Here is an 11,494-nt window from a genome sequence, read left to right on the forward strand (position 1 = left end):
AAACCTAGAAAAAGGTTATTTAATAGATGTTACACACAATGTTTAAGTTTCTTGGATAAATATATCGGACTTTTCAGAACAAAATTGAAATAGTTTCCTTTTATTTGGGATTTGGGATAAACTTTGAAAGTGAGCTTTATAAAGAGAAAAGGTTGAAGTATTTTTATGAATGTTAAACTTAACTTTTTTAATAGTATATTGATAAGTCTCTTAATTTTATTAAGTGGTTGTTCTTTAGATAATCATATGGATTACCAAGAAGACACAAGTGAAAATAAATTTACATCAGAAAAAGATATTAATATTGAAATTCCAAACTCTGAAATAAATTTCGAAAATTTTTTTCTTTCTAAAATTGGGAATTTTTCATTAATTAATATATCTTTTGAATAGGAGCAAAATACTAATATTTCTTTTCATGTTAAAATTAATTATTTTGAAAGTATAAAAAATGAGAATGTGTATATACATTTTATAGATTCAAAATCTGAAATCAACATTCTTGATTTAGTTGATAATGATAAAGGACTATTATATGCGAAAAATGTATCTCTTAAATCTATAAATCAAACAATAGATTATTTGATAATTGAAGGGTTTGATAATAGTATTTATAATTATTTAAATAAAATTATTACTGTTGAAAAATTCAACAATTATTCTAATACTAATATTGATAATGTTAAATATGCAAGAGGATATCAACTAAAACTAGATAGAGAAAATATTTATCCTACGAGTGTAAGGGGTAGTAGAGTTACAATTTATAATAATGAAGATATAAATTATAAAAATCTTTCATTAAAGGTATTTGATGGAGAAAAATTATGCGAAGAAATTGTCAATTTCTGTATTAAAAAAAAAGGTTATTCTCATATTTATTTGCAAAATTGTTATATTAAACAATTTGATATTTATGATGTATTGCTGTCAGATTCTTTAGGTAATGTTATTTCAGAAGAATTCATAAGTAAAGATGAGACTGTTATCTCCAGAATTTTAAATAACTCAGATTTAGACTGTACTGCAACTGAAGATTTTAATTTAAAAAATGAAAGAACTGATTATGATAAGATTTTCCCAGCAAGAATTGAAGGTAATCAAGTTTTTATATATAGTGAATCATATAATTATGAGAATTTAATTGTAAGAATTTTTGATGGCTCTAAAGAAATTTGTGAAGCTGCAAAATTAATTTGTGTTCAAAAAGGACAAATGAGTGAAATAAATTTAAATAATTGTGATATGAAAAAAAACAAAGAATATGAAGTTAGAATTAGTGGAGTAGGTGAAATTGATGTTATAAATACAATTATAAGTCGTAGTGATAGCGATAATTCTAAATTATTAGATAATTCTCATTTAATTTGTAATCAGAAAGAAATTTCTATTTTAGATAAAGAATTGCCAGCAATAGAAATTGTTCAAATTTCTGCAAGTGATGGGAGTGATGGTGATATAGGTGAGAATGAAGATATAAATTTGGTAGTAACATTAAAACATAATGGATTTAAAATTGATTTGAGTAAATTGAAAATAAAATTTGAAAATATGATTATAAATGATTTTGATAGTATTTATTTATCAAATGATGGGAATCCAATTGAAGAGGGCTATTTGTCTCAAAGCGAGATAGGTCAAATAAAATTTTTAAATCCTAAAAAATTGGAAATGGATAAAGAATATGAAATTTCGTTTTTATTAGGTGAAGGGGAATCTGAAAGTGTAAGATTTGAATTGCCAGATTCATTTGATCATCAAACAATTTATTTATATCCTTAATTCTTAATTATCCCAACTTAAAGGAATCCTCTCCTTTTAGTCGTTCTATTTCAAAGTGGCTGCCGCGAATAAAAGTCCTCTTTAGATAGTCTCACTTCGCTCGTAAAACTTAAACACTTCTTCGTCACTTCGTTCCTCGACCCCGCCTTGCAGGCTCTCGCTTCGTTCGGGGCGTGTAACACCGATTAGAAAGAAATCTCTTGCAGAGATTTCCCAAATTCTTTTCCACTTCGTTCCAAAGAACATTTTCTTAATCTGGAATGTTACACGCAATGTTTAAGTTTTTTGGATAAATATATCGGACTTTTCAGAACAAAATTGAAATAGTTTCCTTTTTTTTGAGATTTGGGATAAACTTTGAGTGTAAGCTTTATAAAGAGAAAATGTTGTAAAACTTTTATGAGTGAAGATAAAATAAAAAAAGAAATAATCTCAATCCATTCGCTTCACTTACAAAAATTCTAAAAAAAGAAAATTAATTTTTATAATTATTTAGCTAAGCGCCAAATGTATAAATGATTAGCAGAAGATCCATCAGGATTAATTAAATAAACATTCCCATTTCTAATCATTTCATCAAAACTACCTACTAATTTTAATTTATTTTCAGAAATTGTTTTCAAAAAATATTTTAAATTTGTTTCAGCACAATTCATAATATCAGAAATAATAGCCTCATGTTTATTTCCTGCTATTTTATAAAATGTCATCATATTTGAAACTCTAGAAATGTCAAAATTATATTTTTTTAATAAATACCTTTCTTCTTTATTATCTAATACTAGTAATATATTTCTCAATGTTCCATAAAATTCCAAATCAGTTTGCGAATAAATGTGATTTGAACTAAATTTTTTGTTATGTAAAAAATTATTAATTTCTTTTAAAAAAGTTTCAGATTGGATATTTTTATCATTATAATAAGAACCCTCATTTAATTGATTAATATAAAGACTTCTTGCAGGATCATTATCAACTTGAGCATTTGCATTTTTAATTAAATCAGGATTACCTCCACTAGTAATTGTAGCAACTCCAATTGCAGCAACAGCTCCACCAAATAACCATTTTTTTATCTTTCCTTGTCTTTTTTTTGAATTGATAACATCGATTCTCTCATTTTTACTTGTATTATCTAGATTTAATTTTTTTCTTTGTTCTTCTGTTTTAAAATCTCTCATAGAATAAATCTAATTTTATCGTTTATAAACTTTTTGAGCCATCAAAAAGTTTGCTCAGAATAAAATTCAGACAAAATTTTGTGACTTTTGTACAAAGGCTTAGAATTTTTTAATTTTATATTAAATAAACTTCTACTCCCTTAAACTGGCAGATTCAAATCGATTAATAACCAAAATCAAAACTCCTAGCATTAAACACAAAATTCCAATAACAAACCTTGACTGTCCTGCTAAATTAATTGCCTCCGAAAAATCACTCCATGCAAGAAGAATAATTCCAAAAACAATTAAAGCAAGTCCAACTGCTGAAGTTTCAATAATAAGTGTTAATTTATCCATTCTCAAAAACCAATTTATTCTTTCGAATATTCCATCTTCCAAGATGAATTGAATATTCTAAGGAATGACTAAAAATTCGTTTAAAAAAGAAATATAATATTTGATTATTCATTTTTATTTATCTCGAATTTTTAATTTATAAACTACATTGAGTGGTTCTAAATGTTCTTCAATTTCTTCTTTAATATTATCTATAAATTCATCATTAGGCTCAATCTTAGTTTCAATCAACCAAACTCCTCTAATCTCTTCAATACTCTTAACTAAATTAAGATTAATAATTGTATCTCCATATTTAGCATGAACAACTTTTCCTAACTCTTTTAAAATTTCAGACTTCAAATCAACTATTTTTGTAATTTTTAATTTTCCATTCTTAATTTCATAATCTTCAATAGCTTTCTTTAAAGTATCAACAGCCAAAACTGAGCAATGAACTTTAACTGGAGGAAGTCCACCAAGTTCATTAGTTGCAGATTTCCAAGTAATTTTTTTAGCTTCTTCAATGCTCTTTCCTTTAGCAATCTCTGTAACAATAGAACCAGTTGCAATATTTGAAGCGCAACCATAAGATTTAAATTTAATATCTTCAATTAAATCATCTTTAACTAAAATCTGCATTGTAACCATATCACCACATGCAGGAGAACCTTCTGTTGCTTCACCTGATGGATTAATAATTTCTCCAACATTCTTAGGATTTCTAAAATTCTCAATAACTTCTGGAGTATATTCTAATTGCATTTTAGTTATGTACCTCACAATTTCCTTTAGCATCACAAGTAATACATTTTGCGTTCTTCTTTTTCAAAGAATCAAAATCATAATCTTCAGGTTTAAATGAACTAAGTTTTCTAATTCTATCAACAGATTTTTTAAGACTCTCAACTAAAAAATCAACTTCTTCTATAGTATTATCTCTAGAGAAAGTAAATCTAATAGAACCATGTGAATCTTCATGTTTTCCACCAATTCCAAGTATCACATAATCAGCCCTTAAATTTTCATTAGCGCAAGCTGAAGTAGTATTAACAATAATATTATCGAAGCTCAAATCCATATAAACACTCTCGCCTTCAACATATTTAAAAGAAACAAGTAAATTTGTAGGATCTCGATTTTCATCCTTATCTGGTCCATAAATAGTAATATCTGTAATTTCATCACTAATTCTCTTCAAAGCATAATCACGAACAATTTTAATTTCTTTGACATCTTTCTCCCAACTATCAAGTTTATCTCTTACAGCCTCTTTAAATCCAACTATAAAAGGTATATTTGCAAAACCTACTTCATGTGGCCCCATTCCTCTACCATTTAAAATAGGAACAATCAAAGCGTCACTTCTAATATACATTGCACTAATCAAAGGACCATGTATTTTATACGAACTAATAGTCATAAAGTCAATTTTAAATTCTTCTACATCAATTTTAGTTTTGAAATAACTAAGTTGAGCTTCAACATTAAACAAAATATCTTTACTAAACTCTTTCACAATATTTCCAATTTCATTAATAGGTTGAATTGTTCCAATAATTTGATTAATATGAGTAATTGAAACTAAAACTGTATCTTTTGAAAGCTTACTTCTTAAATCATCTAAATCAATATTTCCTTTACTATCAACATTTATATATTTTATTTTTGCTCCTTTATTCTCATAAAATTTATGCATCGCATAAATATCTGGACAAGAAATAGAATCAACAATTAATTCAATATCCTCTATATTCTTTCCTTTAGATAAATGATATTCTACAACTCCACGAACAATTTGATTATTTGCAGTAGTTCCCTCTTTAACAAATACAATCTCTGCAGATTTAGAATTAATACTTTTAGCAATCAACTCTTTTGCTTGATGAACTTTCTCTCTAGCTCTTGAACCTTGTTCAATAAATTTATGAGAAGGTAATATATTTTCATCTAACTCATCCATAATTACTCTTTTAACACTCTCACTAATTGGAGTTAACTGATAATTGTCAAAATAATATTCTTTTTTCACTTTATTCATTTTTCTAAATTACATACCTCTAAATTATTTTCTTTTTTACAAATAGGACACAAATATTTTTTTTCTTTAAAACTTGCAGACAAAGTATTTAACTCATAAAAAATAGTGTTTTTTTTATCAAATAATCTTCTTGCACTCTTATTTATATCATTAATAAAATCATCACAAAACTCAAAACTTTTTCCTCTCTTACCACTAGTATATTGAGAAACTGCTGCAGGAGTAATATCCATAATTTTTGCTATTTTTTCCTGATTTAGTCCAAGTTCTTTAAGTTCTCTAACTAGATTATTTCTAATTGCAGGAATAATTTCCCAGTGCATGATTTCTTGAGGTAATTTCATTATTAACTATTGTTAATTATTCTATATTTATAAAAGTTTTCTATTACTTAAACATCCTAAATCTTTTTATATGAAACTCAATTCTCTTAATATATGGAAAAAGTTTTAGTTAAATCTTCTGAAATAGCTCTTAAAGGAAGAAATCGTTATGTATTTGAAAACAAACTGATTGAGAATATCAAAAAATCTGCAAAAAAGAACAATGTAATAGTCTCTAAAATCACTTTAGAAAGATTTAGGCTAATAATAGATTTTGACTCATCTAAAGAAAAAATAAAAAATACTCTAAACAAAGTATTTGGTATTTCTAACTATTCATTCATCTACAAAGTAGAAAAAGATATCGATGAAATTTTAAAAAAATCTAAAGAGATGATGCTAGAAATAAAAGAATTAGGTCACAAACAAATATCATTCAACACAACAAGAGGTGATAAAAATTTTAAATTTAAATCTCCTGAAATAAATAGTAAAATGGGTGAAGTTGCATCAAAAATTGACTTGAAAGTGAATTACAAAACTACTGAATCAACTATTTTTCTAGACATCTCAGATAAATCCGCATACTTATCTCATGAAAAGTACAAAGGTTTAGAAGGACTTCCAGTAGGAACTTCAGGAAAAGTTCTAGTTCTCCTTTCAGGAGGGATAGATTCTCCTGTTGCAGCATATCAAATACTCAAAAGAGGATGTGAAGTAGATTTTCTACACTTTCATACATTTGAAAATAATGATGAAATTCTAAATACAAAAATAAAAAAAATCATAGAGAAAGTTAATGAATACGGATTTGAATCAAAACTTCATGCAATGCCTTGTCAATTTTATAGATCTCTTACTTGTGATAAAATAAAGTTCGACAATTATAGACTTGTTATGTTCAAACACTTCATATTTAGGATGGCTGATGAATTGGTAAAAAAAGAAGGATATGATGCAATAGTTAGTGGTGATGCTCTAGCTCAAGTAGCATCTCAAACAATTGAAAATATGCGTGCAACTCAAACAGGTTTAACTTCATTAATTCTAAGACCTTTACTAACCTATCAAAAAGAAGAAATAATAACTATTGCAAGAAAAATAGATACATTTGAATTAAGTATAGAGGAATACAAAGACTGTTGTTCTCTTGCTGCAAAGAATCCACAAACAAAGTCAAAAGTTGAAGTTTTAAATGAATTATTAAAAGAAATGAACTTTGAAGAGATTATTGAGAAATGTTTAACACAAGTAAAATCTTATGATTTTAAATAAAACTGTTTAAAGAAATATTAAATTTATTAAATTGTAGATAAAATGTGAAATAAATGAGTACATAATTTTATAAACTTCTTTTAGTAAATATTATTATGAATGATATTAAATCGAATTTAACTTCTCTTATTGTTAAAGCATTAAATGATGAAAAATTAATTAGTAAAGAATATATGGAACAAATAAATGGGATTTATGGGAAACTAAGTAATTCTGAGAGCACAAATGTTAATGATTTATTTCCAGTATTAACAAAATTAAAATCCGTATGGTTATTAATTCAAATTGAGAAAGGAACATCAAAAAATAAATTAGAATGTTTCAAAGAATTAACTGAATCATTAGTTATTGCAAAAGATATGGGAATTAATGTTAAAGATTTAAATAAAAGATATAATAATTTAAAATAATGGAAATTAAATATGATCAACATTTTCTTGTAGATAAAGAAATTTTAAAAAAGACAATAGAAATAGCCAACATAAATAATAATGATGTCATTTATGAAATTGGTCCAGGAAAAGGATATTTAACAAAAGAAATTTTAAAATGTAAACCTGAAAAGTTAATTTCAATTGAAATTGATGGTTCATTTGATTCAGAATTAAAAAAATTAAAAAAACATAATAAAAATTTTGAATACTATTTTTCTGATGGAGTTAATGAAATCTCGAATTTTAATTTCACAAAAATTATTGCAAACATACCTTATGCAATAACTGAACCGCTCTACAAAAAGATATTAGAATTAAAAATAAATTGTGCAATCTTACTTCATGGTAAAATATTTTATGATACAATCGTTGGAAGGCAGAGTAAATGGAATTATTTAATCAATGCTTTCTATGAAATTGAATTAATTGAAGAAGTAAATGGGAATTCGTTTAATCCACGAACAAAAACTAAATCGGCATTAGTTCTAATTAAATTAAGAGAAGAACTTACAAACTTTGAAGCATTAGTTCAAGAACTATATTATAAAAAAAAAAGAAGTACAAAAAATGCAATTATATTTAGTTTAGTTGATGTGTTAAAATCCTCAAAAAAAGAAGCAAAACAGATATATGAAAGTTTAGAAATAAATGATAAGACTTCAAGCCAATTATTCGAGAACATATCTAATAATGATTTTTGCAATATTGTTAATAAATTAAAAAATATAGTCACTGATTAAATCAGTTCGATACATTCTAAAAACCAAGTTCTTAGAAAGCTATATAAATAAATAATCTAGTAAAATAATATGATTAAAAAAAAAGCTCAGGGTTTACCTGTAAATATTGTTGTAACAGTGATTATAGGAATAATCATTTTCGGATTAGGTTTAGGATTATTTTCAAAGTTTTTTGGAGAAGGTCAAACTACTGTTGATGATATCATAGATAAGGTTGAAATAGGTATATCAAGTCTTGAATGTGAAGGTGATGAGTGGATATGTTCTCCTACAAATAAATTACGAACAGGGGAATCAGATACATTTCAAATTTTCATAGCAAATCGAGCAAACGATCAAGGACAATTTGCATTAGAGATTAATAATTTAGAACCTTTAGAAGGAAATAATGAAGGAATAACAAAAGATTGTGGAGAAATAATTATAGTGTATCCTAATGTAGATAATATTGAATTAGAGATTGAAAGTGGAGAGAGTGCATCTATTCCTTTTAGTGTTAAAGCTTCAAAAATTAAAAAAACTCCTTGTAGTTTCATATTAAGTGCAAGTATTGATTCAGATTTAGATGAAGCAAATGAACAAAAAACCTCAGTAGTTGTAAGAGTAGATTAGAGATTTAATAAAATCTACAAATTTTCATTTTGGTAAAATCACTTAATTCTATTTTGTCTTGATGAATACAACTAAAGCTATATTTACAAATATTATTAGTTCTAGTTCTTTCTTCTCCATTATATTCACTCATATCTATGTAATCAAATTGATTTCTTTTAATATTTCTATTTTAAAATTTATCTTAATATTTAAAAAGCATTGTAAATTTAATATATTATAGAATAGCTTATGAAGAACTAAAAAAAGGTGCAATTAAAAATTAAAATTTTTTTTCAGTAACTTTCTTTAGTCAAAATTTGATTATAAAATGGCACACGAAGAATTAAAAGAGAGGATTGAAGAACTTGAAGCAGAGTTAAAAGGTACTAAAGTAAATAAAAAAACAGAGATGGCAGTAGGACAACTAAAGTCAAAGATTGCCAAAATAAAAGAAGAATTAGAAGTAAAATTATCAAAGGGTAAATCTGTAGGGGACGGTTTTGCAGTTAAAAAAGAAGGTGATGCTACTGTTGGCCTTTTAGGAAAGCCAAGTGTAGGTAAATCAACTCTATTAGGCAAGATAACAAATAAAAAATCAAAAATTGGAGCATATGAATTCACAACTCTAGATGTTGTTCCAGGACTTCTACACTTTAAACACACAAACTTACAAATTCTTGACTTGCCAGGTATTATTGAGAGAGCAGCAGATAATAGAGGTTTCGGAAAAAAAGTTCTATCTGTAGTTAGGGCATGTGATTTAGTAATATTTGTAATTGATGTTAAAGATCCACTAGGTGAAATTAAAATGCTCCTAGATGAAACTTATAAGTCTGGTATTAGATTCAATCAAAGAGAACCTTTTATCGAGATTAAAAGAGCATTCAATGGTGGCATTAGTGTTCCACTAAATAATTCTTCAGATAATATACCCTATTCATTAATTGAAGAAGTAATGCATGATATGAAATATACAAATGCTGAAATAATCATTCACGAAAAAAATCTAAATGTAGATGATTTTATTGATGCTTGTTATGGTAATTTAGTATATAAAAAAGCAGTTTTTTGTTTAAATAAAATTGATTTATTCGATGTTGATACAATAAAAGGTATGGTTGATGAAATCAAAGAGAAATATCCTCAATTCTCATTAATTGGAATTTCTGCAGATGCTGACATCAATTTAGATAAATTTAAAGATTTCATGTGGGATCAACTAGGTTTCATATGGGTTTATTTAAAAGAGCTAAAAAAAGAACCAGATATGCAAAGACCTCTTGTCGTAAGAAAAGGTGATACTGTAGAAAGAGTTTGCAATAAAATCCACAAAGATGTTCTAGATAAATTTAAGCATGCAAGAATTAAAGGTAGTTCTGCAAAATTCAACTGGCAAAGAGTAGGCCTAGATCATGTTGTAAAAGATAAAGACATTATAGAAATCTTCGCACGATAGTGCGAAGAGACTAAAAATTTAGAATAAATTTTTATGTATATTTTCGCGTTAATAAGAAGAGTCCAAGAACTTAAAAAAAACTATCCAGTGTTTTTAAGTTTTTGATACTCTGTGAATGAACAGAGACTAAGAATCTAAAAAAATGAATCTAAGGTTTTTAGATTTTTTATAGTCAGTGGATGAGCTGACCCTAAAAATTTAAAAGAAGCTATCTAGAGTCTTTAAATTTTTAATGGAATTCAAACTTCTATCAATAGTTACTTCATCAAAATCTTTAGAAACTAAAATTTCTTTAACTCTATCTTTATTTATTGGATTAAACTTAATTTCAACTTTATCATCAACAGGCATTTTCGCAAAGACATTATATACTTCATTCCAAGAATAAGGGAAGTAATCATACCAGTCTAAAATCTTAAATAAATCTTCAGGTCTTTCTCTATATTCTTTTACAAGCTTCAAAGCCTTTTTAGGTCCAATTCCTTTAATTCCTCCAGGATTAAAATCAGTACCGCAAAGTATTGCAATATAAATTAATTCTTCTTGACTTACTTTTAAAGTTTCTAAGATTTTATCTAAATCATAATACTCAATAGGTATTTCCCTATAAACACTTGAACCTGGAATCTTTCTCTTGTTTGAAACAGATAAATTTCTAATCAAATATTTAGAACCAAAGAGTAAAGAATCAAAATCTTGAGATGCTAGAGCAAAACATTCACCTTTTTTAACAAGATGTGCTCCTTGAGCTTCACCCTCGGAAGGAGCTTCAACAACAGGAAAACCAAAAGCTCTAATTAATTCTTTTGCATCTTCAATCATTTCAGAATTAAGCTTATTAAGAGAAGATGCGAATTTTTTTGCCTCTTCAATATGTCCCATTTCAAGAGCTTCACGGTACTTCTCATCAGCTTCCATTTTTTTTTGAGCACGAATTTCTCTTTCTTTCTCTTTAAGTTTTGGAGCTTTACCATCAAAAACAAAAATAGGTTTAACATTATTCTTCTTAAAATACACACACCTATTAAACAATCCTTTAATATGTGAAGTAACTTCTCCTGTCCTATCTGTTAAAGGATTTCCATCAGATTGCCTAATTGTTGCAAGAAATTGATAAATCATATTAAAACTATCAATTGCAATTTTTTTATTAGAAATCAAGTTAAGACTAATCTCATCAAATTCGAGAATATCTTTTATTGCAACACCCATAACATTTTCTAGAAATAATCATTTATAAACTTTAACATTCTTGGGGTTGAGTTAAAAAGTCCGTGATAGAATTTTGATTTGTTGTATTTTTAAGAATTAAAAACAATTTTAAAGTAAAAAATATTGGTATTTTTACCC

General features: G+C 26.4%; 14 protein-coding genes. 7 read left to right on the forward strand and 7 right to left on the reverse strand.

Translation table 11 applies throughout. From position 1 onward, the window contains the following. Positions 1 to 165 precede the first annotated feature (165 nt). A complete protein-coding gene (locus PF569_01550; GenBank protein MDA3854914.1) occupies positions 166 to 393 on the forward strand; it encodes a hypothetical protein in 228 nt (75 codons plus the stop codon). Positions 394 to 459: 66 nt separating this feature from the next. Then, positions 460 to 1,782 (forward strand): hypothetical protein, encoded by a 1,323-nt coding sequence (locus tag PF569_01555; GenBank protein ID MDA3854915.1) that lies wholly within the window; start codon positions 460 to 462, stop codon positions 1,780 to 1,782. A gap of 488 nt (positions 1,783 to 2,270) precedes the next feature. Here PF569_01555 and PF569_01560 read toward each other — a convergent pair whose 3' ends face one another. The 5 genes from PF569_01560 to PF569_01580 all read right to left on the reverse strand — a co-directional run bounded on the left by PF569_01560 (position 2,271) and on the right by PF569_01580 (position 5,666). Then, a complete protein-coding gene (locus tag PF569_01560) occupies positions 2,271 to 2,963 on the reverse strand; it encodes a hypothetical protein (protein ID MDA3854916.1) in 693 nt (230 codons plus the stop codon). Positions 2,964 to 3,095: 132 nt separating this feature from the next. After that, entirely contained in the window at positions 3,096 to 3,302 is a 207-nt protein-coding gene (locus PF569_01565; protein MDA3854917.1) for a hypothetical protein, read from the reverse strand. 114 nt (positions 3,303 to 3,416) lie between these two features. Next, positions 3,417 to 4,046, reverse strand: coding sequence for an iron-sulfur cluster assembly scaffold protein (locus PF569_01570; protein MDA3854918.1), 630 nt, complete (start codon positions 4,044 to 4,046; stop codon positions 3,417 to 3,419). Position 4,047: 1 nt separating this feature from the next. After that, positions 4,048 to 5,322 (reverse strand): aminotransferase class V-fold PLP-dependent enzyme, encoded by a 1,275-nt coding sequence (locus PF569_01575; GenBank protein MDA3854919.1) that lies wholly within the window; start codon positions 5,320 to 5,322, stop codon positions 4,048 to 4,050. Continuing rightward, complete coding sequence (locus tag PF569_01580) at positions 5,319 to 5,666, reverse strand: helix-turn-helix domain-containing protein (protein ID MDA3854920.1); 348 nt, start codon at positions 5,664 to 5,666, stop codon at positions 5,319 to 5,321. The genes PF569_01575 and PF569_01580 overlap by 4 nt, the downstream gene beginning before the upstream one ends. A gap of 93 nt (positions 5,667 to 5,759) precedes the next feature. On the opposite strand from PF569_01580, the gene thiI reads away from it, so the two are divergent. The 4 genes from thiI (at position 5,760) to PF569_01600 (ending at position 8,706) form a co-directional block, all read left to right on the forward strand. Then, positions 5,760 to 6,920: a tRNA 4-thiouridine(8) synthase ThiI gene (thiI, locus tag PF569_01585; GenBank protein MDA3854921.1), complete on the forward strand. Its 1,161-nt coding sequence runs from the start codon at positions 5,760 to 5,762 to the stop codon at positions 6,918 to 6,920. Positions 6,921 to 7,015: 95 nt separating this feature from the next. Then, the gene (locus PF569_01590; GenBank protein MDA3854922.1) at positions 7,016 to 7,330 is read left to right on the forward strand and encodes a hypothetical protein; all 315 of its coding nucleotides are present in this window, start codon (positions 7,016 to 7,018) and stop codon (positions 7,328 to 7,330) included. Beyond that, complete coding sequence (locus PF569_01595) at positions 7,330 to 8,094, forward strand: hypothetical protein (GenBank protein MDA3854923.1); 765 nt, start codon at positions 7,330 to 7,332, stop codon at positions 8,092 to 8,094. Before PF569_01590 ends, PF569_01595 begins: the two co-directional genes overlap by 1 nt. 69 nt (positions 8,095 to 8,163) lie before the next feature. Next, on the forward strand, positions 8,164 to 8,706 hold the full coding sequence (locus tag PF569_01600) for a hypothetical protein (GenBank protein ID MDA3854924.1): 543 nt from the start codon (positions 8,164 to 8,166) through the stop codon (positions 8,704 to 8,706). Between the two features lie 4 nt (positions 8,707 to 8,710). On the opposite strand, the gene PF569_01605 is transcribed toward PF569_01600, so the two are convergent. Then, positions 8,711 to 8,839, reverse strand: a complete 129-nt coding sequence (locus tag PF569_01605; protein MDA3854925.1) for a hypothetical protein — start codon at positions 8,837 to 8,839, stop codon at positions 8,711 to 8,713. A gap of 177 nt (positions 8,840 to 9,016) precedes the next feature. Between PF569_01605 and PF569_01610 the strand changes: the two genes are divergently transcribed. After that, entirely contained in the window at positions 9,017 to 10,144 is a 1,128-nt protein-coding gene (locus PF569_01610; GenBank protein MDA3854926.1) for a 50S ribosome-binding GTPase, read from the forward strand. 198 nt (positions 10,145 to 10,342) lie between these two features. On the opposite strand, the gene fen is transcribed toward PF569_01610, so the two are convergent. Beyond that, on the reverse strand, positions 10,343 to 11,356 hold the full coding sequence (gene fen / locus PF569_01615; GenBank protein MDA3854927.1) for a flap endonuclease-1: 1,014 nt from the start codon (positions 11,354 to 11,356) through the stop codon (positions 10,343 to 10,345). Positions 11,357 to 11,494: the final 138 nt, after the last annotated feature.

This window comes from Candidatus Woesearchaeota archaeon, from assembly GCA_027858315.1.
Taxonomy (GTDB): Archaea; Nanobdellota; Nanobdellia; order Woesearchaeales; family UBA583; genus UBA583.

Bases quoted from the DNA above. Each gene is read 5' to 3' on its own strand.
- PF569_01550 (MDA3854914.1), top strand. From the start codon at position 166: ATGAATGTTAAACTTAACTTTTTTAATAGTATATTGATAAGTCTCTTA.
- PF569_01560 (MDA3854916.1), bottom strand. From the start codon at position 2,963: ATGAGAGATTTTAAAACAGAAGAACAAAGAAAAAAATTAAATCTAGAT.
- PF569_01565 (MDA3854917.1), bottom strand. From the start codon at position 3,302: ATGGATAAATTAACACTTATTATTGAAACTTCAGCAGTTGGACTTGCT.
- PF569_01570 (MDA3854918.1), bottom strand. From the start codon at position 4,046: ATGCAATTAGAATATACTCCAGAAGTTATTGAGAATTTTAGAAATCCT.
- PF569_01575 (MDA3854919.1), bottom strand. From the start codon at position 5,322: ATGAATAAAGTGAAAAAAGAATATTATTTTGACAATTATCAGTTAACT.
- PF569_01580 (MDA3854920.1), bottom strand. From the start codon at position 5,666: ATGAAATTACCTCAAGAAATCATGCACTGGGAAATTATTCCTGCAATT.
- thiI (MDA3854921.1), top strand. From the start codon at position 5,760: ATGGAAAAAGTTTTAGTTAAATCTTCTGAAATAGCTCTTAAAGGAAGA.
- PF569_01590 (MDA3854922.1), top strand. From the start codon at position 7,016: ATGAATGATATTAAATCGAATTTAACTTCTCTTATTGTTAAAGCATTA.
- PF569_01595 (MDA3854923.1), top strand. From the start codon at position 7,330: ATGGAAATTAAATATGATCAACATTTTCTTGTAGATAAAGAAATTTTA.
- PF569_01600 (MDA3854924.1), top strand. From the start codon at position 8,164: ATGATTAAAAAAAAAGCTCAGGGTTTACCTGTAAATATTGTTGTAACA.
- PF569_01605 (MDA3854925.1), bottom strand. From the start codon at position 8,839: ATGAGTGAATATAATGGAGAAGAAAGAACTAGAACTAATAATATTTGT.
- PF569_01610 (MDA3854926.1), top strand. From the start codon at position 9,017: ATGGCACACGAAGAATTAAAAGAGAGGATTGAAGAACTTGAAGCAGAG.
- fen (MDA3854927.1), bottom strand. From the start codon at position 11,356: ATGGGTGTTGCAATAAAAGATATTCTCGAATTTGATGAGATTAGTCTT.